Origin of the sequence: Vibrio algarum (genome assembly GCF_028204155.1) — a bacterium.
In the GTDB taxonomy this organism is placed as follows: Bacteria; Pseudomonadota; Gammaproteobacteria; order Enterobacterales; family Vibrionaceae; genus Vibrio; species Vibrio algarum.
On record NZ_JAQLOI010000001.1, the window covers coordinates 2807539 to 2833027 of the forward strand.

At 41.2% G+C, this 25489-nt stretch carries 21 protein-coding genes and 1 pseudogene; 11 read left to right on the forward strand and 11 right to left on the reverse strand.

The genetic code is table 11. The features are described from left to right. Window positions 1-19 precede the first annotated feature (19 nt). The 5 genes from sucA to sdhC all read right to left on the reverse strand — a co-directional run bounded on the left by sucA (window position 20) and on the right by sdhC (window position 6170). The gene (gene sucA / locus PGX00_RS13030; protein WP_272137087.1) at window positions 20-2833 is read right to left on the reverse strand and encodes a 2-oxoglutarate dehydrogenase E1 component; all 2814 of its coding nucleotides are present in this window, start codon (window positions 2831-2833) and stop codon (window positions 20-22) included. 107 nt (window positions 2834-2940) lie between these two features. Continuing rightward, window positions 2941-3654 carry a succinate dehydrogenase iron-sulfur subunit gene (locus PGX00_RS13035; RefSeq protein WP_272137089.1) on the reverse strand — a complete coding sequence of 238 codons (714 nt, stop codon included), beginning with the start codon at window positions 3652-3654 and terminating at the stop codon, window positions 2941-2943. Between the two features lie 15 nt (window positions 3655-3669). Continuing rightward, complete coding sequence (gene sdhA / locus PGX00_RS13040) at window positions 3670-5436, reverse strand: succinate dehydrogenase flavoprotein subunit (RefSeq protein WP_272137091.1); 1767 nt, start codon at window positions 5434-5436, stop codon at window positions 3670-3672. Further along, window positions 5437-5784, reverse strand: coding sequence for a succinate dehydrogenase, hydrophobic membrane anchor protein (sdhD, locus tag PGX00_RS13045; protein WP_272137093.1), 348 nt, complete (start codon window positions 5782-5784; stop codon window positions 5437-5439). Then, window positions 5778-6170 carry a succinate dehydrogenase cytochrome b556 subunit gene (gene sdhC / locus PGX00_RS13050; RefSeq protein ID WP_272137096.1) on the reverse strand — a complete coding sequence of 131 codons (393 nt, stop codon included), beginning with the start codon at window positions 6168-6170 and terminating at the stop codon, window positions 5778-5780. The genes sdhD and sdhC overlap by 7 nt, the downstream gene beginning before the upstream one ends. Window positions 6171-6582: 412 nt before the next feature. Between sdhC and PGX00_RS13055 the strand changes: the two genes are divergently transcribed. After that, window positions 6583-7872, forward strand: a complete 1290-nt coding sequence (locus tag PGX00_RS13055) for a citrate synthase (RefSeq protein ID WP_272137098.1) — start codon at window positions 6583-6585, stop codon at window positions 7870-7872. Window positions 7873-8000: 128 nt separating this feature from the next. On the opposite strand, the gene PGX00_RS13060 is transcribed toward PGX00_RS13055, so the two are convergent. Further along, window positions 8001-8756, reverse strand: a complete 756-nt coding sequence (locus tag PGX00_RS13060) for a Nif3-like dinuclear metal center hexameric protein (RefSeq protein ID WP_272137100.1) — start codon at window positions 8754-8756, stop codon at window positions 8001-8003. 60 nt (window positions 8757-8816) lie between these two features. Here PGX00_RS13060 and PGX00_RS13065 point away from each other — a divergent pair, with 60 nt between their 5' ends. Further along, the gene (locus PGX00_RS13065) at window positions 8817-9575 is read left to right on the forward strand and encodes a DUF1853 family protein (RefSeq protein WP_272137101.1); all 759 of its coding nucleotides are present in this window, start codon (window positions 8817-8819) and stop codon (window positions 9573-9575) included. 78 nt (window positions 9576-9653) lie between these two features. Here the strand turns inward: PGX00_RS13065 and pgm are convergent, their stop codons facing one another. Both pgm and seqA read right to left on the reverse strand, forming a co-directional pair. Then, window positions 9654-11294, reverse strand: coding sequence for a phosphoglucomutase (alpha-D-glucose-1,6-bisphosphate-dependent) (pgm, locus tag PGX00_RS13070; RefSeq protein ID WP_272137103.1), 1641 nt, complete (start codon window positions 11292-11294; stop codon window positions 9654-9656). Between the two features lie 116 nt (window positions 11295-11410). Beyond that, a complete protein-coding gene (gene seqA, locus PGX00_RS13075) occupies window positions 11411-11983 on the reverse strand; it encodes a replication initiation negative regulator SeqA (protein WP_272137105.1) in 573 nt (190 codons plus the stop codon). A gap of 161 nt (window positions 11984-12144) precedes the next feature. On the opposite strand from seqA, the pseudogene PGX00_RS13080 reads away from it, so the two are divergent. From PGX00_RS13080 to fldA, 3 genes and pseudogenes are all read left to right on the forward strand, one after another. Continuing rightward, window positions 12145-12908, forward strand: a pseudogene (locus PGX00_RS13080) (alpha/beta fold hydrolase). Window positions 12909-12995: 87 nt separating this feature from the next. Beyond that, a complete protein-coding gene (locus tag PGX00_RS13085) occupies window positions 12996-13217 on the forward strand; it encodes a DUF2788 domain-containing protein (RefSeq protein WP_195702561.1) in 222 nt (73 codons plus the stop codon). Window positions 13218-13305: 88 nt separating this feature from the next. Then, the gene (gene fldA, locus PGX00_RS13090) at window positions 13306-13833 is read left to right on the forward strand and encodes a flavodoxin FldA (protein WP_272137109.1); all 528 of its coding nucleotides are present in this window, start codon (window positions 13306-13308) and stop codon (window positions 13831-13833) included. 45 nt (window positions 13834-13878) lie between these two features. Here the strand turns inward: fldA and PGX00_RS13095 are convergent, their stop codons facing one another. Further along, window positions 13879-14367: a DUF4442 domain-containing protein gene (locus tag PGX00_RS13095; RefSeq protein WP_272137110.1), complete on the reverse strand. Its 489-nt coding sequence runs from the start codon at window positions 14365-14367 to the stop codon at window positions 13879-13881. A gap of 178 nt (window positions 14368-14545) precedes the next feature. Here PGX00_RS13095 and fcrX point away from each other — a divergent pair, with 178 nt between their 5' ends. After that, window positions 14546-14992 carry a ferric iron uptake transcriptional regulator FcrX gene (gene fcrX / locus PGX00_RS13100; RefSeq protein ID WP_272137112.1) on the forward strand — a complete coding sequence of 149 codons (447 nt, stop codon included), beginning with the start codon at window positions 14546-14548 and terminating at the stop codon, window positions 14990-14992. A gap of 55 nt (window positions 14993-15047) precedes the next feature. Here the strand turns inward: fcrX and glnS are convergent, their stop codons facing one another. Together glnS and nagE are read right to left on the reverse strand one after the other, a co-directional pair. Continuing rightward, window positions 15048-16715, reverse strand: coding sequence for a glutamine--tRNA ligase (glnS, locus tag PGX00_RS13105; protein ID WP_272137114.1), 1668 nt, complete (start codon window positions 16713-16715; stop codon window positions 15048-15050). 163 nt (window positions 16716-16878) lie between these two features. Further along, window positions 16879-18351: an N-acetylglucosamine-specific PTS transporter subunit IIBC gene (nagE, locus tag PGX00_RS13110; protein ID WP_272137116.1), complete on the reverse strand. Its 1473-nt coding sequence runs from the start codon at window positions 18349-18351 to the stop codon at window positions 16879-16881. A gap of 253 nt (window positions 18352-18604) precedes the next feature. Between nagE and nagB the strand changes: the two genes are divergently transcribed. The 5 genes from nagB (at window position 18605) to asnB (ending at window position 25460) form a co-directional block, all read left to right on the forward strand. Then, window positions 18605-19411 carry a glucosamine-6-phosphate deaminase gene (gene nagB, locus PGX00_RS13115; protein WP_272137118.1) on the forward strand — a complete coding sequence of 269 codons (807 nt, stop codon included), beginning with the start codon at window positions 18605-18607 and terminating at the stop codon, window positions 19409-19411. Between the two features lie 10 nt (window positions 19412-19421). Next, window positions 19422-20558: an N-acetylglucosamine-6-phosphate deacetylase gene (gene nagA / locus PGX00_RS13120; protein WP_272137120.1), complete on the forward strand. Its 1137-nt coding sequence runs from the start codon at window positions 19422-19424 to the stop codon at window positions 20556-20558. 3 nt (window positions 20559-20561) lie between these two features. After that, the gene (nagC, locus tag PGX00_RS13125; RefSeq protein WP_272137122.1) at window positions 20562-21776 is read left to right on the forward strand and encodes a DNA-binding transcriptional regulator NagC; all 1215 of its coding nucleotides are present in this window, start codon (window positions 20562-20564) and stop codon (window positions 21774-21776) included. A gap of 188 nt (window positions 21777-21964) precedes the next feature. Continuing rightward, complete coding sequence (locus PGX00_RS13130) at window positions 21965-23548, forward strand: cation:proton antiporter family protein (protein ID WP_272137124.1); 1584 nt, start codon at window positions 21965-21967, stop codon at window positions 23546-23548. A gap of 247 nt (window positions 23549-23795) precedes the next feature. Beyond that, window positions 23796-25460: an asparagine synthase B gene (gene asnB / locus PGX00_RS13135; RefSeq protein WP_272137126.1), complete on the forward strand. Its 1665-nt coding sequence runs from the start codon at window positions 23796-23798 to the stop codon at window positions 25458-25460. Window positions 25461-25489 lie beyond the last annotated feature (29 nt).

Consider the following 25489-nt stretch of genomic DNA (forward strand, 5'->3'; position numbering starts at 1 on the left):
TTCCTTTAACTTCTAGTTCTTATTCAAAATCTAGATTCAAAGCGTCATCTACTAACGCCTTCTGTTGTTTCATGTGTACCGACATATAGCCTACCGCTGGAGATGCTGAAGCAGGACGTCCTGCATATTTCAGGTCACCATTGCGTATGGCGTTGCGGAAGTTATGTTGGCTACAATACCAAGCACCTTGGTTCTGCGGCTCTTCTTGGCACCAGACGAAATCTTGCACATTCTCATACTGTTCTATTAGATCTCGAACCTCAAATAATGGGAACGGATATAACTGTTCAATACGTATAATGGCAACATCGTCTTGCTCGTTCTTGCGTCTTTGATCAAGCAAGTCGTAATAAACCTTGCCAGAACAGAACACAACGCGTTTCACCTTGCTCGGCTCGATATCATCGATTTCTCCGATCGCTGGCTGGAATGTACCTTCAGCCAACTCTTCAAGTGAAGAGGTACACATTGGATGACGAAGAAGTGATTTTGGTGACATAACCACTAGAGGACGCCGCATTGGGCGAACCACTTGGCGACGAAGCATGTGATAAACCTGTGCTGGTGTCGAAGGCACAATCACTTGAATATTTTGTTCTGCACACAGCTGAAGGTAACGTTCCAAACGAGCTGATGAATGCTCTGGTCCCTGACCTTCATAACCATGTGGTAGCAACATGGTTAGACCACAAAGTCGACCCCATTTTTGCTCACCAGATGAAATGAATTGGTCGATAACTACCTGTGCACCGTTGGCAAAATCACCAAACTGCGCTTCCCATAGCGTTAAACCGCCTGGTTCTGCTGTTGCATAACCATATTCAAATGCAAGTACAGCCGCTTCGGAAAGAACCGAGTCAAATACCTGGAACGGGCCTTGTTTGCTGTGAACATTCTGCAAGGGTACGTAGGTACTCGCATCTTCTTGGTTATGGAGTACTGAATGACGGTGGAAGAAAGTACCACGTCCAGAATCCTGACCAGAAATGCGTATACGCTTGCCATCATCAACAAGTGTTCCGTAGGCTAGTATCTCTGCCATCCCCCAATCTAGAGGCTTTTCACCACTAATCATTGAACGACGATCGTTGTAAATCTTATTAACTCGACTTTGTAGCTTGTGGCTTTCTGGATAATCGCAAAGCTTTTCACCAAGCTCTCTGAGGCGAGTTAGTTCGTACTTGTTGTCCCATGCGATGTTCCAGTCATGACCAAGATATGGATTCCAGTCAACTGAGTGCATCTCCATTGGACGCCACTCTTTAACCACAACTTCACCGTGGTCTAACGCGTCACGGTAATCATTCACCATTTCGGTCGCTTTACCAATATCAAGCTCATTACGTTCTATCAACACGTCCGCATATAGTTTACGAGGCGTAGGGTGCTTCTTGATTTTTTGATACATCAAGGGTTGAGTTGCATTTGGCTCATCCGCTTCGTTATGGCCGTGGCGGCGATAACAAACCAGATCAATAACAACATCGCGCTTGAAGGTATTGCGATAATCTAATGCAATCCGAGTAATAAAGGCGACCGCCTCTGGGTCATCGGCATTAACATGGAAGATGGGTGCCTGTACCATTTTAGCAATATCAGTACAGTACATCGTAGAACGAGTATCTCTAGGGTTTGATGTTGTAAAACCAACTTGGTTGTTGATGACAACTCGTACCGTACCCCCTACTTGGAATCCGCGCGTACGGGACATATTAAATGTCTCTTGCACGACACCTTGACCAGCAATAGCAGAATCACCATGAATAGTAATTGGTAATACCATACTGCCATCTTTGTCGTTAAGACGATCTTGTCTTGCTCGTACCGACCCAATAACTACTGGGTTTACGATCTCTAAATGAGATGGGTTAAATGCTAGTGCTAAGTGCACATCACCACCTGGTGTCGCAAAATCAGCTGAGAAACCTTGGTGATACTTAACATCACCCGTACCCCATGTTTCATCATGCTTACCAGCAAACTCATCAAACAGATCTTGTGGCTTTTTACCTAACACATTTACCAACATGTTAAGGCGACCACGGTGAGCCATACCAATTACAACCTCACGCATTCCAGACTTACCAGCATGACGAATTAACTCTTTCATCATAGGTATTAATGCGTCACCACCTTCTAGTGAAAAGCGTTTCGCTCCTGGGAATTTAGCACCCAAGTACCTTTCTAATCCCTCTGCAGCTGTCAACTCGTCCAAGAAAGTTTCTTTCTCTTCAGCAGTAAAAGACGGTTGCCCCAATACAGACTCAAGTCGCTGCTGAACCCAGCGCTTTTGTTCTGTATTGATCATGTGCATGTACTCTGCACCAATAGAGCCACAATACGTTTTCTTAAGGGCAGAATAAAGATCACCTAATTGCATTGATTCTTGTGCAACTGCAAAAGAACCTACGTTAAAGGTTTCTTCAAAATCATCTTCAGTAAGATTGTGGAATGCAGGGTCTAGGTCCGGACCGGGGTCTCGTTCCCATATGCCTAGTGGATCTAGGCTAGCTGCTTGATGCCCTCGGAATCGATAGGCATTTATAAGTTGCAAAACTTTTACTTGTTTAGCATCGACATCAGGATCACTAACTTGGACATTGTAATGCTTTGTCTCTTGAGCGAGTCTCCGGAAGTAATCACGGACCCGTGAATGAGATTGTTCTACAACCTCAGAAGGCTGCGTAGGCAGCCCTTCAAATACACGTTTCCACTCCTCACTTACCAGATCGGGGTCACTTAGATACAGTTCGTAGAGCTCTTCTACGTAAGTTGCATTGGCGCCAGCCAAGTGTGAAGACTCGAGCCATGCCTTCATCACACCGTTGTGCATATTTTCCCTTAACCAGTAGTTAAAACTAATATTCCCGATCCATTCGGGCTTTCTGTTTATAGCCAGCAATAGTAACTAAGTTCACCTTGCTGGCAATTTTTGTACTTTTAAACCGACTTATTCACTAGCATAGTTTTAATATGACCAATTGCTTTTGTCGGATTTAATCCTTTAGGACAAACACTTACACAGTTCATGATGCCATGGCAACGAAAAACGCTAAATGCGTCGTCAAGATCTGATAATCGTTCATCTGTTGCTGTATCTCGGCTATCAATTAACCAACGATAAGCCGCAAGCAGACCTGCAGGTCCAATAAACTTATCTGGGTTCCACCAAAATGACGGACATGATGTCGTACAACATGCGCACATGATACATTCATAAAGACCATCTAAATGCGCTCTATCTTGCGGCATTTGTAGATTTTCTCGAGAAGGCGGTAAGTTACCATCTGAAATCAGATACGGCTTCACTTTCGCATAATTATCATAAAATTGCGTCATGTCTACGATTAAATCGCGAACAACAGGTAATCCTGGTAATGGTCTGATTACTATAGGATTCTGCTCCATAAGGGCAGATAGCGGAGTGATACATGCTAGACCGTTTTTACCATTCATATTCAGGCCATCAGAACCACATACCCCTTCGCGGCATGATCGACGAAATGAGATAGATGCATCTTGTTCTTTTAACAGAATCAATGCATCCAAAAGCATCATATCTGTGCCTTCATCCACTTCGAGCGTGTAGTCCTTCATGTAAGGTTTACTGTCGATATCAGGATTATAACGGTAAAGAGAGAAATTCAGTTTCATTGTATTATGCTCCCTTTAGTAAGTACGTATTTTTGGTGGAAATGCTTCACGGTGTACAGGTTCCATATTCACATCGCGCTTTGACATTTCTTCCGTTTCCGGATTATAAATAGAGTGGCATAACCACTGCTCATCATCACGGTCTGGGAAATCAAAACGAGCATGTGCTCCACGGCTTTCTGTACGATAATTTGCAGCTACAGCAGTAGCGAATGCAGTTTCCATCAGGTTGTCTAATTCTAAACATTCAATACGTTGAGTGTTGAATTCAGAAGACTTGTCCGTTAAATGCGCGTTATTAAGACGCTCACGAATAGCTTTCAATTCTTCTAAGCCCGTTGCCATTGCATCACCCTCTCTAAATACAGAGAAGTTATTTTGCATGCATTGTTGAAGGTCTTTACGAATTTGAACTGGGTCTTCACCGCTGTTACTGTTTTCCCAGCGCATTGTACGCGACAAAGAAGCTTCAATATCAGATTGTGTCGCTGGACGAGCTTCAGATTGAGCCGCCAATGTTTCACCGAGATGCAAACCAGTTGCACGACCAAACACCACTAAATCAAGTAGTGAGTTACCACCTAATCGGTTCGCGCCGTGCACAGATACGGAAGCGATTTCACCACAGGCAAATAACCCCTGAACATCGACGTCAACCCCATTTGCATCTTGTTTTATCGCCTGACCAGAAACCTGCGTTGGCACACCGCCCATCATATAGTGACAGGTTGGGATAATTGGAATTGGCTCTTTCACAGGATCTACGTGGGCAAATGTACGAGATAATTCACATATACCTGGTAAACGAGATTCCAGAACGTCTTTGCCTAGATGATCGAGTTTCAGTTTAATATGAGGGCCCCAAGGTCCATCACAACCACGACCTTCACGAATTTCTATCATGATTGAACGTGCAACAACATCACGACCAGCTAGATCTTTCGCGTTTGGCGCATAACGCTCCATAAAGCGCTCACCATCTTTATTAAGAAGGTAACCACCTTCACCACGACAGCCTTCGGTAACAAGTACCCCAGCCCCAGCAATGCCGGTTGGATGGAACTGCCACATTTCGATATCTTGCATCGGAACACCTGCACGCAGTGCCATTCCGACTCCATCACCAGTATTGATGTGTGCATTGGTAGTAGACGCGTAAATACGGCCTGCACCACCGGTTGCTAAAATGGTTGCTTTAGATTTGAAATAGTTAATCTCACCCGTTTCCATACAGATTGCAGTACAACCCATAATGGCGCCGTCTTGGTTCTTAACCATATCCAATGCGTACCACTCAGAAAAAATAGTGGTTTTATGTTTGATATTTTGTTGATACAGCGTGTGAAGAAGCGCATGCCCTGTACGGTCAGCCGCAGCTGCTGTACGAGCGGCTTGTTCGCCACCAAATTCTTTAGATTGCCCACCAAATGGACGTTGATAGATGGAACCGTCTTCAAAACGAGAAAATGGCAAACCCATCTTTTCGAGCTCAATGACAGACTCTGGTCCATTTTTACACATATATTCGATAGCATTCTGATCCCCAATATAATCGGAACCTTTTACCGTATCGTACATATGCCACTGCCAGTTATCTTTGTGTGAATTACCAAGTGCTACGGTAATACCACCTTGCGCAGAAACTGTGTGAGAACGAGTTGGAAATACTTTAGATAGCAAAGCACAAGATAAGCCTTGCTCAGAAATTTGTAGTGCTGCGCGCATACCCGCACCACCAGCACCGATGACAACGGCATCGAATTCACGAACTGGAATAGTCACTTATGCACCCCACAGAATAAATAGGCCAGAGAAAAAATACACTAATAAAATCGCAACAATTACGAATTGTAAAAGACCACGAATAAGTGTCGGCTTGATATAGTCGGTTAGTACTTGCCATAAACCAATCCATGCGTGTATTAAGATAGAGGTCAAAGCAAGCATGGAAAACGCTTTAGTGAAAATACCACCAAAAAAAGCGGTCCATGTGTGATAAGTTATATCGCCACTAAACGCGCAAAATCCTACAATGTATACGGTATACAGTGTAAGAATTATTGCCGTAGCACGAATTAGCAGGAAGTCGTGAATACCATTACGACCAACTGAAGAAACAGAATTTACCATACCAAAATCCCTCCAAGTAGTGACAATACTGCAGTTGCAGCAAAGGTTACCTTGGCAGTCATAACGCCAGATTCGAATTCTTCATAATGGCCTAAGTCCATTATTAGGTGACGAATTCCACCAACAATATGGTAGGCAAGTGCGGTTAATATTCCCCAAAGGATAAACTTAACAAAAAAGCTATCTACTAGGTCAGCGGCTTGCATGAAACCTTGAGGGGACGATAAAGATATTGATAACAGCCAAAGCAGGATACCAATTGCCACAAAAGTTATCACACCAGAAACACGGTGTAGAATAGATACTATTGCAGTAATCGGAAAGCGTATGGTCTGTAAATCGAGATTGACAGGTCTTGACTTTCTTTCTTTCACGGGCTTGCTCACTCAGCTCCATTGAGCGTTTATTGTTATTAGGAATTTTGACAGATCGGGAGATCTTTAGGTGTCAACCCCATAAAATTAACATTCTATTAACGAATAAGCGTCCAAAACAGCACTGTTAATGTAAATAAAATGTTAATCAAGCATCCAGATTTTAAAGCATTTATTTCTTTCTAGGCTTGAATTTATAAGGTCTCAACCACAAACTTCGGATTCACTATACGATTGGCAACATATTAATACAATTATCGTAACAAAAAGTGCTACATGGAACATGTTTTTAACTTTTTAAATGTGGAAAATCTTAACAAGTGCACACAAAAAACTAGAAAAATTGACTTTACTTACGATCCTGAGTAAAAAATGTCTCAGAATAAATCCCGGACGGATTAAATTATAAACAAAGGAGAATGTAATGGCAGATAAGAAAGCTACTCTTCATATTGAAGGTAAAGCTCCAATTGAACTGCCGATTATGGATGGCACCTTAGGCCCTGAAGTAATCGATGTTCGTAAATTAGGCGCAAATGGATATTTCACATTTGACCCTGGTTTTCTTGCGACATCATCTTGCGAATCCCAAATCACATTCATCGATGGCGGCAAAGGTGTGTTACTACACCGAGGTTTCCCTATTGACCAATTAGCAAACAGAGCCGATTATTTAGAAGTTTGTTATATCCTACTCTATGGCGAAGCGCCTAACCGCAAAGAGTACGATGAATTTAAGAAGATTGTTACTCGTCATACCATGGTCCATGAGCAAATCGCTAGTTTCTTCCACGGTTTCCGTCGTGATGCGCACCCAATGGCTATCATGGTTGGTGTCGTAGGAGCTTTAGCAGCGTTCTACCACGATTCGCTTGATATAAACAACGATAGTCACCGTGAAATTGCAGCATTCCGTCTACTCTCTAAGATGCCGACTCTTGCTTCAATGTGTTACAAGTATTCTATCGGTCAACCATTTATCTACCCTCGTAACGACTTGAGCTACGCTGAAAACTTTTTGCATATGATGTTTGCAAATCCATGTGAAGATTATGAAGTTAACCCTGTTGTTGCTCGCGCTATGGATAAGATACTCACTCTTCATGCTGACCATGAGCAGAATGCGTCGACCTCTACAGTTCGTTTAGCAGGTTCTTCTGGTGCTAACCCATTTGCATGTATTGCCGCAGGTATTGCTTCTCTTTGGGGGCCTGCACACGGTGGTGCTAACGAAGCTTGTTTGCATATGCTAGAAGAAATCGGAAGTGTTGAAAACATTCCAGAGTTTGTCGCTCGTGCTAAAGACAAAGAAGACCCGTTCCGCCTAATGGGCTTCGGTCACCGTGTTTATAAGAACTATGACCCACGTGCAACGGTAATGCGTGAAGCCTGTCACGAAGTTCTTAAAGAACTAAACATCGAAGATCCATTGCTAGACGTCGCTATGGAGCTAGAACGAATCGCTCTGTCTGACCCATACTTCGTTGAGAAGAAACTTTACCCTAACGTAGATTTCTATTCAGGTATCATCCTTAAAGCGATTGGTATTCCTATTTCAATGTTTACCGTTATCTTTGCGATGGCTCGTACTATCGGATGGATTGCTCACTGGAACGAAATGCATGGTGACCCAGACAACCGTATCGGTCGTCCACGTCAGCTATACACAGGTAAGACGATGCGAGATTTCGAACCTTTGCACGAAAGAGAATAACTCGCTAAGTAGAATACCTTTAAGACAATCGCCATTCCCGTGAAAACGAGAATGGCGAATTTATTTTCGTGGGAACAACAAAAAATTACCGGCCTCTAGCTTCAATTGAGATATTTATAATTTTAGTTTTAAACAGGATTATCTATATCAACAAATTCCACGTCTAGACCATGTTCTGTCGCTAACCATTCACCTAACGCTTTTACACCGTAACGTTCAGTTGCATGGTGACCAGCACCAAAATAATGAATTCCTTGCTCCCTAGCGGAATAAGTCGTACGTTCCGATACTTCACCCGAAATAAACGCATCTAACCTTTTTTCAGCCGCTAGTTCTATATAATCTTGGCCACCTCCAGTACACCAGCCGACCGTTCTGATTGGCTTATCACATTCAGGCATGATATGAAGTGGCACTCTGTTTAAAACAGACTCTATTCTTTTGGCAAAATCTTGACCCGAAATTGGTGCATCCAACGAACCAAACATCGCCACTGATTGAGGTGAAGGTTCCAATCCCCCATCAATACTAATGCCTAACAACTGCGCGAGTTTGGCATTATTTCCTAACTCTGGATGTACGTCTAATGGCAAGTGATAAGCATAAAGGTTTATGTCATTTTTAATTAGCGTTTTAATCCTTGCGCCTTTCATTCCTCGAATCGCTTCTGATTCACCTTTCCAAAAGTAGCCGTGGTGGACTAATATAGCGTCAGCTTGCAGCTCAATCGCTTTATCAATTAGCGCTTTAGAAGCCGTCACACCAGTCACAATTTTATTTACCTCACATTTCCCTTCAATCTGCAATCCATTCGGGCAGTAATCTTTTATGAGTTCAGGTGAAAGCTTTTGATTTAACAATGATTCTAATTGCAAGTAGTCCATATTATGTTATACCAATAAGTAAAGTTAGCGTTCTTTTCAGAATACCACAGGATGTGAATAATGCAGGAGAGACTTGCAAAAATTACCCATTGGATCTGCACTAGTCCACCAATATTGAGGACGGTCAAACCTCCAGCTGTAGGCAATCCTTTCTCTCTAGATTTTTTACCTGAAAATCGAGAATATCTTGGCAATACCCGTCTTGGTTTCGTCTATCAAGAGCTATGTAAACGGCTTTTTGAACGCCACCCCGACTATGAAATTTTGGCCGAAGAGGTTCAACTTTTTAAAGGAAAACAGACACTCGGCGCGATTGATTTTCTTCTCAAACACCGAAAACAAGTCGAACACTGGGAAGTTGCTATTAAATTTTATCTATTAAAAGATGGATTATGGTACGGCCCAGACAGTCGAGATAGACTAGATATCAAACTTCACCGTATGCTAACTCACCAACTAAAAATGTCCGACCGGGAGGAGTTTCATCAATGCTTCCCTACTCTAGACATCATCAAACCAAAAATGTTGATCCAAGGACGCCTTTACACCAACCCGTTTGAGCACGAAGCTATTCCTGAAAAGTGTTTGGGATACCAACTAAATAACTCGGCGATTGTTGGTAATTGGTGTTATCAACATCAATGTCCATTGATTAACGAGCCGCTATACAAGCTACAGAAGTTAGATTGGATAACAGGCACCCAACAGCGAGAAGAAAAGCTAACATCACTGACAGAGTATGCTGTGCATTGTCAATCCCTATCCGGTCAGTTTTGGATAGTCGTGCCTGATACATGGCCAGATAATAACTTGAAGTGAATATCATACTTAGAAAATAAAAAAACCGATGCTTAATTGGCATCGGTTTTTAATGTACTTAATCGTTTATTTTGAGCTTTATAGCCCTGCGTCAGCAAACACCTGATTTACGATCTCTTGAGCTTCTTTCTCAATCGCTTTCAAATGTTCTTCGCCTTTAAAGCTTTCACAGTAAATTTTATAGATATCTTCTGTGCCAGACGGACGAGCAGCAAACCAACCATTTTCAGTGGTCACTTTAAGACCACCAATAGCCGCACCATTACCTGGTGCATGAGTTAAACGCGCTGTGATAAGTTCACCGGCTAGCATCTCCGCAGAAACCATGTCTGGAGAAAGCTTAGAAAGCACATTTTTTTGCTCAGTATTCGCGACCGCAGAAATACGGTTATACTCAGACGCACCATGTTTAGCAGCCAGTTCTTCATAATACTCTTGTGGATTTTTACCTGTTACCGCTGTAATTTCAGCGCCTAACAAGCAAAGAAGAATACCATCTTTATCTGTAGACCACGGTGTACCATCTTTACGTAAGAAAGACGCACCTGCACTCTCTTCACCACCAAAGCCAAATGAACCATCATATAATCCATCAACAAACCATTTAAAACCAACTGGCACTTCACAAAGTCTACGGCCAAGATCAGCAACAACGCGGTCAATAAGTGCACTTGATACTAATGTTTTACCTACAGCGACATCCTTACCCCAACCTTCACGGTGACGGTACAAATAATCAATACAAACAGCCAAATAATGGTTCGGATTCATTAAACCTTTTGGCGTTACAATACCGTGACGGTCGTAATCTGGGTCATTACCGAATGCTAGATCGTAATCATCTTTAAGTGCGAGTAGACTTGCCATTGCGTAAGGTGACGAGCAATCCATCCGGATAACACCATCTTTATCTAAAGACATGAATTGGAATGATGGATCAATAGCTTCATTAACCAGTGTTAAATCAAGGTCATAAGTTTTCGCAATCTGACGCCAATATTCAATGCCAGAACCACCGAGTGGATCTACCCCAATCTTGATGTTTGCTTTTTGAATTGCTTCCATATCAACAACGTTGACTAGATCGTCTACATAAGGCTGAACCAGATCGACTTCCGTGACAACTTGTTTAGCTGCGCCACTTTGCATCGCTTTAACGCCATTCATCTCATCTGCGATTAGGGCATTTGCGCGATCTTCTATCGCTTGAGTTAACTTACCCTCAGCTGGGCCACCATGTGGTGGATTATATTTAATACCGCCATCTTGAGGTGGGTTATGCGATGGAGTAATCACAATACCATCAGCCTTTTCATCATGCTTCAAGTTATAAGTTAGAATAGCGTGAGAGATGCCTGGTGTTGGAGTAAAGCCATTGTTTTCTTGAACAATCACTTTAACACCATTAGCGACAAGTACTTCTATCACACTACAAAATGCCGGTTCAGAAAGAGCGTGGGTATCTTTACCTAGAAATAAAGGTCCAGTTGTACCTTGTTCTGCACGAACTTCCGCTATTGCTTGAGCAATGGCAAGGATATGATTCTCATTAAAGGTTTCTTTTTCAGAACAACCACGGTGACCCGATGTCCCAAACGCAACGCGTTTAGATGGGTCTTCGCTGTCTGGTTGAAGCAAATAATAACTTGATACAAGAGCGGGAATATTAGTTAGATCTTCTTGGAGGGCTTTTTGCCCAGCTCGGGGATGCATTGCCATTTTGTAATCCTTTAAAATAAAGCCTAAAAAAATAAAAAAAGCCTCATAACGACGTCTGAGGAACAGGTTCATTATGAGGCTTATATTCTGTTAAACACTACACCATTAACCAAAAACTATATCGAACTGCACACTTTTTCTATTAAATCTGACTGGAAGTTCATTCTAGTCATGAGCTGGTCGACCATTTGACGTTTTCTGTTGGTATTATTGTTGGTGATCACCCAGAACGGAGTGTTAGGAATAGAGCGAGGTTTGGTTGTCTTACCACTCGCTAAAAGCACTTCTTCATTGTCTGCAAAATAAACACGAGTCCTACCTTTAACTTGGGTCGCTTCTGCAAAACTGGCTTCATCTATCATATAAAGCGAAGAGAGCACTTGCATAAAACGATCAATCGCTTTATTGCTTGCCGCAAACTCATCAGAAATAAGCAGTGTGCGCATCAACTTTACGCCATCGACTTTTTCTACATTACCAGCATCTTTACTTACTACAATGCCCACAGGCGCTTCTGCAACAGGAGTAGCCTCTTGAGACACTTCAGGCTCTGCGACTTGAGGTGAAACTTGCTTATTGCCTTCAACCATCAGGAGACGCCTTAAAATATCTGACGCACTTTCCCCAATATGTTCGGTTTGGCTTGCAATGTAACGGTATAGATCCTCATCAACTTCAATTGTTTTCATTCGCTTTTCACAATCTCACTGTATTAATATCTTGTTGATTATACTCATTGGGCAACAAGATGCGAGTTTCAGAGATCGTATTTCTGAATTTTTGAGTTGCACGCCAAGATTCCTATTACTACCATGAAGGCCAACTCCAATCTTAAATTGAATAAAGATAAATGTCAGAGCTACTCAACTATAAGTTAGAAGGCGAAGGGCCAACCGTTGTTCTAATACATGGTCTATTTGGCAACCTAGACAATTTAGGCTTATTAAGTCGTGACTTAGTAAAAGATCATCAAGTACTGAGTATGGATTTAAGAAACCATGGTCTTTCGTTTCATTCAGACGAACACTCTTATCAAACTATGACGAACGACATCCATCGGTTGATTACTTATCTAGAATTAACCAAGGTAACATTGGTAGGCCACTCAATGGGGGAAAAGTTGCTATTAAGCTCGCAAGTGATCATCCCGAGTACGTAACCAAGTTGGTCGTGCTAGACATGGCCCCTGTCGCTTACAAAAATAGAAAACATGACAATGTATTCTCAGGGCTAAACGAAGTACTAACATCCCACCCAACCAATAGAGCAGAAGCCGTTAGCTTACTTGCTAAACATATAGAAATGGACGGTGTCATTCAGTTTTTGGGGAAATCGTTATACCGCACTGATAAAGGGTTAATTTGGCGTTTCAATGTCCGCTCTATAGACGCCAATTATTGGAACATTCTGGGGTGGGACCCCATTCCCAAAACCACAATTCCAACCCTGTTTTTAAAAGGGGCAAACTCTGACTACTTAACACAAGAGCATCAACCCTTAATACAAACACAATTCTCCAATGTTAAAGCACATGTCATTGCAAATACTGGACATTGGTTGCATGCCGAGAAGCCGCAACAAGTACTAAGAGCTATCAGACGCTTTCTCGATTAAAAATAGAAACTAACTATGCTGCTCCAGATTAACTTTAGATGCTAACAGTGGTATAGTTCACGCACAAATTTGGCACATAGGACTGCTATGCTTTACTACTACTATGATTTACTGGAATCCATTGGTTTAGATTTACTATTCGCTTCTATATTTTTCCTAATAGGAATGGCGATTAAAGATGTGCTTAAACAAGGTAATGTCCCGGTATTTGGTCAACGTATAGTATGGATGGTTCTATTTTTAGGCTGCGCTGGCTTTATTGCTAAAGGCATAATACAAATAAGCTGGGAAGGCACTGGTTTAGGGTAAACTAAACCGAATAAAGTTAAATGGTACATAATTTCCGTTAACTAGCGCGTTTGGCCAACATCAACAAATTATTAGCAGGTATTCAAATATGGCAAGTGTAGGTCTCTTCTTTGGCAGCGATACTGGTAACACCGAAGCTGTTGCTAAGATGATTCAAAAACAATTGAGTAAAAAACTGGTTCACGTTCAAGATATCGCCAAAAGTAGTAAAGAAGATTTAGATAACTTTGATCTGCTGATCTTAGGTATTCCTACTTGGTATTATGGTGAAGCTCAATGCGACTGGGATGACTTTTTCCCTGAACTAGAAGATATTGATTTTTCTACTAAACTTGTGGCTATTTTCGGTTGTGGTGACCAAGAGGATTACGCTGAATACTTCTGTGATGCTATGGGTAATATCCGTGACATTGCTGAAGCAAAAGGTGGAACCGTTTTGGGTCATTGGCCAACAGAAGGCTACGAGTTTGAAGCGTCTAAAGCTCTCGTTGACGATGAAACATTTGTCGGTTTATGCATCGATGAAGATCGCCAACCAGAGTTAACGGAAGAACGTGTCTCAACATGGGTTAATCAAATTTACGAAGAGATGTGTCTTGCAGAATTAGAAGACTAATCGATTACTTGATAAAAAAATGCCTCTTATTTAAGAGGCATTTTTTTAATCTTCACTATCTCTATACTTAGGCTTTTTTCGTACATAGAGCTTTCTTTGTACCTCTGAGACGACCTGCCCATGTGTATCCTTAACAAAAATCATAAATTCTGGAAAACTTTTTTCACCACCTGCTGTTTTCTCTATAATGTCATCCAGCACATCTTGAGAAATCAAGAATTCCGCATGCAAGTCTGTGTTACCCCGCTTGATAAAGTTGATACTTGCCTCTTTATCCCACACAAAATAACGCTCTCCTAATATTCCCATTAACATGAGCGCATACACAGGATCTGTGAGAGAAAAGATACTCCCTCCATATTGAGTTCGGTTTGCATTTTTATTCCACCAACGTAATTTCAGCCTTATTTTTACATTTCGGAAGTCTTCACTTATATATAAAATTTTTATACCGGCACCCCAAAAAGGAGGCCATATGTTGAGAGCAAATTTGACAATGTTTGGCTTATACATCTTTGCTACAGTTTTATTCATAATTATCTCTGTTAACAAAATGTTATTAGTAGCGTACAATATCTGAAAGTGGTGCCATATTACAAACTTTTCTTGTTAAGCCTCAGACGTTTGAGGTTTAATGTTAATGAATGCTGCCTTATAATGTGTAATATTGATGCTGTCGCATTTACGATTTAGTTCGTCTACAGGAAGGAATATGTCAGATAATAATAAAGCGCTTAAAGATGCGGGACTGAAAGTTACATTACCTCGTTTAAAAATACTTGAAGTGCTTCAACAACCACAATGCCAGCATATTAGTGCAGAGGAACTGTATAAACTGCTGATCGATCAAGGTGAAGAAATCGGATTAGCAACTGTATATCGAGTGCTAAATCAGTTCGATGACGCGGGCATTGTCACCCGTCACCACTTTGAGGGTGGTAAATCTGTGTTTGAATTATCAACACAATATCACCATGACCATTTAGTCTGCTTGGATTGTGGCGAGGTTATTGAATTTTCTGATGACATGATAGAAAAACGCCAGCAAGAAATAGCTGCTTCATACAATATTGAATTGACGAATCATAGTCTTTATCTTTACGGTAAATGCAGTGCTGGCAACTGTAAAGAAAATCCAAGTCTACATAAAACCAAGTAATAATTTACATAAAAAAACCAGCGATAGCTGGTTTTTTATTTGATTGAAAATTAATTTACTCGCCGGTTTTTGCCCATGTATCTCGCAATCCAACCGTACGGTTAAACACAAGCGCATCTGGCTTAGAGTCTTTATTGTCAACACAAAAATACCCTGTACGCTCAAACTGCAGGCCTTTCTCTGGTGATGCATCAATCAAACTTGGCTCAACATAACCGTTCATTACTTGCAGTGACTTAGAATTGATCGTTGCTTTGAAATCATCTGCAGCCGCTGGGTTTGGTACAGTGAACAAACGGTCGTATAAACGGATTTCAGCGGGTACACCATTATCAGCTGAAACCCAATGAATAACACCTTTGACCTTGCGGCCATCGGCTGGGTTTTTACCCAAGGTATCTGAATCGTAGCTACAGAAAATCGTGCTAATATTGCCTTCCGCATCTTTTTCAACGCGTTCTGCTTTAATAACGTAAGCTCCACGTAAACGCACTTCTTTCCCTAATACAAGGCGCTTATACTTCTTGTTAGCTTCTTCACGAAAATCTTCTCTCTCGATCCAAATTTCACGGCTAAATGGCACTTCACGACTACCCATTTCAGGCTTATTTGGATGGTTCGCAACATTTAACGTTTCGACTTTACCTGCTTCAAAATCTTCAATAATGATTTTTACAGGATCAAGAACAGCCATTGCTCTAGGGGCGTTTTCATTTAGATCATCACGAATGCAAGACTCAAGAGATCCAAACTCGATCATATTTTCTTGCTTCGTCACCCCTATGCGTTGACAAAACTCTCTGATAGAAGCAGAAGTAAATCCACGACGACGTAAACCAGAGATAGTAGGCATACGCGGGTCATCCCAGCCATTCACAAGGTTTTCGGTCACTAATTGATTCAGTTTGCGCTTAGACATCACTGTATATTCAAGATTTAAACGGCTGAACTCGTACTGACGCGGCTGACATTCAATCGAAATATTGTCTAACACCCAGTCATAAAGACGACGGTTGTCTTGGAACTCTAACGTACAAATTGAATGTGTGATCCCTTCTAGGGCATCAGAAATACAGTGAGTAAAGTCATACATTGGATAAATGCACCACTTATCACCCGTTTGATGGTGCTCTGCAAAACGAACACGATATAAAACAGGATCTCTCATAACCATAAATGGTGATGACATATCAATTTTTGCACGTAAGCAGGCTGTTGCTTCTTTGAAACCACCTGATTTCATTTTTTCAAACAGTGCTAAGTTTTCTTCGACACTGCGATCACGGTATGGGCTATGCTTACCTGGCTCTTTCAACGTACCACGATATTCTCTAATTTGATCTGGAGTCAGTTCATCGACATAAGCTAAACCTTTATTAATTAACTCAATGGCATAGCTATAAAGAGTATCGAAGTAGTTTGAAGAGTATTGGATATCCCCCGACCATTCAAAACCTAACCAGTTCACATCATTCTTAATTGACTCAACATACTCGATGTCTTCTTTTTCAGGGTTCGTATCATCAAAACGAAGATTACATTGACCCTGATAATCCTGAGCAATACCAAAATTCAAACAAATGGATTTAGCGTGGCCTATATGCAGATAACCATTAGGTTCTGGTGGAAATCTGGTATGCACACTAGTGTGTTTGCCTTCCGCTAAATCTTTATCAATGATTTGGCGAATGAAATTTGATGGACGAGCCTCAGCTTCAGTCATCTATGCACCTCTGGTGGATTGTCAAAAATAATTTCGCTAATGATCCACGATTCACGATCTTTACACAACCAAAACAGTGCAATTCTTGCTAATTTCCTGTCTATCTAAGCAAAAAAACCTCCCGTGAGGGAGGTTTGATTAAGAAATATAACTTAATACTGCATTAGTTACTGGTTGCGGGAATATTTTTCATTTCACCAGCGATAATTTCAGCAAGGGGACCGAGGATAACTTGCAGGTTATTACTACCTAGTTTGACCACACCCATTGCACCTAAAGCTTTAAGCTCATTTTCATTAATCATTTCCATATCGTTCACTGTCAAACGCAGACGTGTGATACATGCATCGATGTTTTGTAGATTAGCGTGGCCACCGAGAACTTGTAAATATTTTTTCGCAAGTTCAGCAGAATCTTCACTCACTGCAGAAGAACTCATTTCTGAGATATCATCGTCTTCACGTCCAGGCGTTTTAAGACCGAACTTAACAATAGCCCAACGGAACATAAAGTAGTAAATACCGAAGAAAGCAAAGCCCTGTACAATCAGCATATACCATTTATTCGCCAATGGGTTTTGTGCAGATAGAACCATATCCACAAGACCTGCCGAGAAGCCAAAGCCTGCCGTCCAGTTCATCATATCAGCGATAAACAGAGAAAGACCAGTCAACAACGCGTGCAATACATAAAGCATTGGCGCTAGGAACATGAAAGAGAATTCTAGTGGCTCGGTAACACCAGTGAAGAAAGAGGCAAAACCAGCAGCAATCATTATCGAAGCAACACGAGTTTTATGCTCAGGTTTCGCCGTATGATAAATAGCAAGCGCAGCACCTGGCAAACCAAACATCATTATCGGGAAGAAACCAGCCATATAACGCCCTGTTTCACCCACTACACCGACCCCTGCTTCTACTGCATTTGGTGTCCACCAGTTACCAAGGTCATTGATACCGGCCATATCGAACCAGAATACAGAGTTCAATGCATGGTGCAAACCTACAGGAATAAGTAGTCGGTTAAAGAAACCGTATAGCCCAGAACCTACTTCACCAAGACCAACAATGCTTTCACCGAATGAAATCAATCCACCGAAGATAATAGGCCAGGCAAACATAAGAACAAAAGAAACGCCAATGGCTGCAAATGAGGTCAAGATAGGCACAAGTCGCTTACCACTAAAGAAGGCAAGCGCTTTATGTAATTCTACTTGATAATAACGGTTATAAATCTCCGCCGCACCAATACCAGATAGGATACCAATAAACTGATTACCTATCTTATTAAATGCAAGCGTTGAACTCGCGTCTAAAGTAACTAAGCCAATAGCTTCGACTGAACCTGCGCTACATAACGTTGTAATAACCATGTAACCAACAAAACCAGCCAGTGCTGCTGCACCATCTTTGTCCTTAGACATACCGTAAGCCACACCGATTGCAAACAACACCGACATGTTGTCTATAATTGCAGCGCCTGCCTTGATCAAAAATGCAGCAAACGCATTGTTGCCACCCCAACCGGTCGGATCTATCCAGTATCCGATTCCCATTAATATTGCTGCTGCAGGCAATGTAGCAACTGGTACCATCAGTGCTTTACCTACTTTTTGAAAATATCCAAGAATATTCACCGTGAATTCCCCCTATAGGATGTCAATTTGGTGTAAAAGGACTTAATTCATCCTTTCAATTTAGTCCTTTTCAGTTTATGAGTTTAATTTTTCATCGCAAATTAAATGCTCTAATTATGTGATAACAATCACCAAAAAGTGACATTTATTGTATATTTTGCTAGCAAGATCATAAAACTTATTTTATGATTCGAATTAACGTGATTTCAATACTATTATTGACCTGTTTCCTAAACTTAATTGAGGTGCCACTATGAGACTTATTCCACTACAAACATCCGATGAAATTGGCTTATGGTCTGCTCGACATATCATTGATACTATTAATAAATTCAAGCCTTCAGAGACAAAACCATTTGTATTGGGGTTACCAACTGGTGGCTCTCCACTCAAAACATACAAGTATCTTGTGGAACTTTATAATTTAGGCGAAGTAAGCTTTAAGCACGTCGTGACTTTTAATATGGATGAATATATTGGCCTTCCATCGGACCACCCTGAATCATATCGCACATTTATGTATGAGAACTTCTTCAATCACGTTGATATTCAAGAAAAAAATATCAATTTACTGAATGGCAACACGGATGATCATGACGCTGAATGTAAGCAGTACGAAGAAAGAATTAAATCTTACGGAAAAATCAATCTCTTCATGGGTGGCGTTGGTAATGATGGTCATATCGCATTTAACGAACCAGCTTCATCGTTATCTTCAAGAACAAGAATCAAAACATTGACAGAAGATACACGAATTGCTAATTCAAGATTTTTCGATGGGGACATAAATCAAGTACCAAAATATGCTTTGACAATCGGTGTAGGAACGCTCCTTGATTCAGAAGAAGTCATGTTATTGGTGTCTGGTCATAACAAGGCACTCGCTCTGCAAGCCGCAGTTGAAGGTAGCGTAAATCACCTTTGGACAATTTCAGCACTGCAACTGCACGCAAAATCAGTTATTGTGTGCGATGAACCGGCAACGCAAGAACTTAAAGTAAAAACTGTAAAATACTTCAACGAATTAGAAGCCGAAAATATCAAAAACCTCAAAAAATAGGACTCTGATTATGTATGCGCTAACCAACTGTAAAATTTTTACCGGTAGCGATGTTCTCGAGAATTTCTCGGCAATCATTGAGGACGGTAAAATAAGTTCTGTCTGCTCAGACACAGAGTTGCCTAATGGCATAAACTTAATTGATCTAAATGGGGCAAATTTAAGCCCCGGATTTATAGATCTCCAGCTTAATGGCTGTGGCGGCGTGATGTTTAACGATGAAATATCGGTTGAAACACTAGAAACTATGCATAAAGTGAATCTTAAATCTGGTTGTACTAGTTTTCTGCCCACGTTAATCACGTCTTCAGATGCAAATATGCAGCAAGCAATTGAGGCTCAACGCCAATATACGCGACTGCACAAGCATCAGTCTCTAGGGCTACATCTAGAGGGGCCATATCTTAACGTGATGAAAAAAGGCATTCATAGCACAGATTTTATTCGTGAATCCGACGATTCTATGATCGACTATATCTGTTCAAACAGTGACTTAGTCTCAAAGGTAACTTTAGCTCCGGAACAAAATAACCCCGAGCATATTAAACGCCTTAGTAACTCAGGTATCGTCGTGTCGATCGGTCACTCAAATGCCACTTATGCACAAGCTATTGAAGGGTTTCAAGCGGGTATTCGCTTTGCTACACATTTGCACAATGCTATGACACCAATGACAGGGCGAGAGCCTGGCGTTGTGGGCGCGATTTTTGATACCCCTGACGTTTACGCCGGGATCATTGCTGACGGATTTCACGTCGATTATGCAAATATTCGAATTGCCCATAAATTAAAAGGCGAAAAGCTAGTATTAGTGACCGACGCCACAGCTCCGGCTGGTGCAGAGATGGATCACTTTATTTTTGTTGGTAAAAAAGTATATTACCGGGATGGTAAGTGTATTGATGAAAACGGTACGCTTGGTGGCTCGGCACTGACAATGATAGAAGCAGTGCAAAACACGGTTGAGCACGTAGGTATCGCACTGGATGAAGCACTACGCATGGCAACACTGTACCCAGCCAAAGCGGTTGGAGCAGATAAAATGCTAGGTAGAATCAAAACCGGTATGGTTGCAAACCTTACCGTCTTTGATAACGACTTCAATGTCCATGCGACAATTGTAAACGGACAATACGAGCAAACTTAAAGTATGACTGACGGACAAATAGGTAACGTAGATCTTGTAAAACAACTAAATGGTGCTGCGGTATATCGCTTAATAGACCAACAGGGTCCTATTTCGCGAATTCAAGTAGCCGATGTTAGTCAGTTAGCACCTGCTAGTGTTACTAAAATAACCCGTCAGCTTATGGAAAAAGGCTTAATTAAAGAGGTAGCACAGCAAGCATCAACGGGTGGTCGACGCGCTATCTCTTTAACAACGGAAGTTGAGCCATTCCATTCTATCGCAATTAGACTAGGACGTGATTACGTTCAACTTAGCCTTTTTAATCTTGGCGGTGTAGAAATTGCCAGAACACAGAGTAATTTTAACTATTCAAACCAAACAGAACTTGAATCCGGCTTAATTAAGCGTATTCAACTATTTTTAGACGAATGCAGCGATAAAATTAACCAGCTCATTGCCATTGGGATTGTGTTGCCAGGTTTGGTTGACCCTGTAGAAGGTGTCGTTGACTATATTCCAAATACCAATGTGAATAATTTTGAGTTAGGCAATATCATCAAAAATACCTTTAACGTTGAGTGCTTCATAGGCAACGACATTAGAGGAAAAGCCCTAGCCGAGCATTATTTTGGAGTGAGCCAAGAGTGTAACGACTCCATCTTAGTCAGCGTACATCGAGGTACAGGTGCTGGGATTATTGTTAACAAGCAAGTTTTCTTAGGCTCAAATAGGAATGTTGGTGAAATAGGCCATATTCAAATCGACCCACTTGGTGAGCAATGCCAATGTGGTAATTTCGGTTGTTTAGAAACAGTCGCTTCTAACCCTGCAATTTTGGATAGCATCAAGACATTGATAAGTAAGGGTCGTTCTTCATCACTTTCTAGCTTGGATAAAATCACCATAAAGGACGTTTGTAAACACGCTATGGAAGGTGATGATTTGGCAACCCAAAGCTTAATTCGAGTAGGCAATGAATTAGGCAAAGCGATTGCAATTACAGTCAACCTATTTAACCCACAAAAAATCATTATTGCAGGAGATATTACTCAAGCCGCCGAAATAGTCTTCCCTGCGATACGTCGAAACGTTGAAAGCCAATCACTCACCACTTTCCATACTGACCTACCTATTGTGGCATCCGTATTAGAAGACAAGCCGACCATAGGCGCTTTTTCTATGATAAAGAGAGCCATGCTAAATGGTGTATTGTTACAAAAACTTTTAGAAGAGTGATTCTTTTCTCCTAGCTTGATGCAAAGGGTTGTGCTTGAATACGCATGACCCTTTTTTTATGGCTATTACCAAGCTAAATATGTTTGAGATAAGGATGAATTCACGCGCATAGAGCAATCGAATTCATTTTGATCACATAATTAATGTAATTGGAATAATTTCAATTAGAAACAGTGCGATAGGCAAGTATGGAAATCATTTTAATATCATCAGCATTTGCAGCAGGCTACCTTGCATTACTTTGTAATCTCCCTCCACTCGTGGGCTTTCTGATTGCTGGATTTGGCTTGAATTTTTTTGGCTTTCAGTCCAATGAAAATATCGAGTTGCTGGCTGATTTAGGTGTAACACTACTGCTATTCACCATCGGTCTTAAACTCGATATAAAGACGCTTTTATCTAAAGAAATATGGGCTGGAGCAACCGCCCACAATCTACTTTCGACCCTCTTTTTTACCCTTTCTATTGCTGCTCTTAAATTACTCGGCGTCACGACATTCAGCCTGATGTCGTTAGAACAAATGCTATTACTCGGTTTTGCACTCTCCTTTTCTAGTACTGTTTTCGCAGTTAAAAGCCTGCAAGAAAAAGGAGAAATGAACGCGACATACGGCACAATTGCAATTGGAGTCTTGGTTATGCAAGACATTTTTGCCGTCCTATTCTTAAGCATTTCGACTGGAAAAATACCAGAGTGGTATGCCCTGTTTTTATTCTTACTGCCATTCTTAAGACCTTTTTTCTACAGGTTACTCGATAAAGTGGGTCACGGTGAGATGCTTGTAGTCTATGGTATCTTCAGTGCACTGGTATTAGGTGCCGGATTGTTTGATTTTGCTGGGTTAAAGCCTGATCTTGGTGCGCTTATTTTGGGTATGATACTAGCCGGACATAAAAAATCATCCGAGTTATCCAAGTCGTTATTTAATCTGAAAGAGCTATTTCTCGTCTGCTTTTTCCTTAATATAGGTTTGGCGGAACAACCAACAATAGCTGGTGCTTTAACAGCAATACTCTTTCTATTGCTGCTTCCAGTTAAAGGCATACTCTACTATTTAGTATTTAACAGCTTTAAATTTCGAGTTCGTACTTCACTGCTTGCCAGCTTATCGTTATTTAACTATAGCGAATTCGGTCTAATTGTCGGGGGCTTGGCCTTCAAAATGGGATGGTTATCTGGTGACATGTTGGTATCAATTGCCATTGCGGTTTCTCTCTCCTTTATTATTGCTGCTCCACTTAATCGATTTGGTCACTCTTTATACCAACGCTCATCAAAATGGCTCAAAGAACGTAGCGCTGAAAAGTTGAATCATATGGACCAACTTATTAATCCAGGAAGTGCTCAAGTACTCATTTTAGGCATGGGTCGCATAGGAACAGGAGCTTATGATGAACTTACCGAGCGCTATGGAAAAATAAGCTTGGGCGTAGAGTTGCACCCTGATGCAGCAAAGCAACATCAAACAGAACATAGAAATGTTATCTGCGGTGATGCGACTGACCCAGATTTTTGGGAGCGCATATTAGATACGGGTAATGTAAAATTGGTTCTGTTAGCGATGCCACACCATCAGGGTAACGAACTTGCTTTAGAACAATTGAAATTGAAGCACTATACTGGTCAAACCGCTGCAATAGCAGCTTACTCTGATCAGGTCGATGCGATGCGTGAGCTTGGAGCCAATGCCGCATTCAATATCTATAACGAAGCCGGAAGCGGCTTTGCAAAGCATGTAACTGAGCAACTTAATCCTAAATTTGATTTGTAAGATTGATAGCGAAATTAGAACCCTTTTTCTATATAGGGACGAATAAATACCCTATTGGTGCAATCATTACATTTGTGGTGCAAAAAACAGCACGAATTAGATATTATTCACTTTTTTGGGTTATTATTAAATTTTTCTAATCATAGTCATCTTTAGTGATTTTAATCACAATTAACGGTTGCTTTTTTTAACGATAATGGCAAATTGTGTTTATTGCTGTAACGGAATTTAATAGGGATTTATATTTATGTGTTCAATATTTGGCATTTTAGACATTAAGAGCGATGCCGCTACTCTACGTCCAATGGCGTTAGAAATGTCGAAAAAACTTCGTCACCGTGGCCCGGATTGGTCTGGTATTTACGCCTCAGAAAAGGCAATTCTTGCTCACGAACGTTTATCTATTGTTGGTCTTAATAGTGGAGCACAGCCTCTTTACAGCCCAAATAAAAAACACATATTAGCCGTTAATGGTGAGATTTATAACCACAAAGAAATCCGCGCTAAATACGCCGACAAATACGATTTCCAAACAGATTCAGATTGTGAAGTTATTCTTGCGCTATACCAAGAACTTGGTGATGAGTTACTAGAAGAGCTCAACGGTATTTTTGCATTTGTTCTCTACGATGAAGAACAAGACAAATATTTAGTTGGCCGTGATCACATTGGGATTATTCCTATGTACCAAGGCTTCGATGAGCATGGAAACTACTTTATCGCATCAGAAATGAAAGCCCTTGTTCCTGTTTGTAAAACAATTAGCGAGTTTCCTCCTGGCTGCTATTACGGCTCTAACGATGCCGAACCACAACGCTATTACCAGCGCGATTGGATGGAATATGATGCAGTTAAAGACAACGTATCAAGTAAAGAAGAACTAACAAAAGCATTAGAAGATGCAGTTAAACGCCAATTAATGACTGATGTTCCTTACGGTGTTCTTCTTTCTGGTGGCTTAGATTCATCGATTACTTCCGCAGTAGCAAAACGATTTGCTGCAATGCGTATTGAGGATGATGAGAAATCAGCAGCGTGGTGGCCTCAGTTGCACTCATTTGCTATTGGACTAGAGGGAGCACCTGACCTAAAAGCTGCGCGTGAAGTAGCAGACAAACTAGGTACTGTTCACCATGAGATGACGTATACGGTTCAAGAAGGCATTGATGCAATTCGTGATGTTATTTATCACATCGAAACCTATGATGTAACGACTATTCGTGCCTCTACGCCAATGTTCCTTTTGGGCCGAAAAATTAAAGCCATGGGTATCAAGATGGTGCTTTCTGGAGAAGGTGCTGACGAGATATTTGGCGGTTATTTATACTTCCATAAAGCACCAAACGACAAAGAGATGCATGAAGAGTTGGTACGAAAACTTCTCGCTCTAAACATGTTCGATTGCGCGCGAGCCAACAAATCTCTAGCAGCTTGGGGTGTTGAAGGTCGAGTACCTTTCTTAGATAAAGAATTTATTGATGTCGCAATGCGCATTAATCCAAAAGACAAAATGTGTGGCAATGGTAAAATGGAAAAACACATTCTTCGTGAATGTTTTGAAGACTACTTACCAGAGTCTATCGCTTGGCGTCAAAAAGAGCAGTTCTCAGATGGCGTAGGCTACAACTGGATTGACTCGCTAAAAGAACTTGCTGAAGAAAAAGTAACGGATCAGCAATTAGAAAGTGCTGCCTTTAGATTCCCGTACAATACGCCATCAACAAAAGAAGGTTATATGTATCGTGAGATATTTGAAGAGCAATTCCCACTCCCATCAGCAGCTGAATGTGTACCTGGTGGCCCTTCTATCGCTTGCTCTTCAGCAAAAGCAATAGAGTGGGATGAAACCTTTAAGAATATGGCAGACCCTTCTGGGCGTGCTATACAAACGGTTCACAACGACTCATACTAATTATTTTCTGTAATCTCAAAAATCAATGT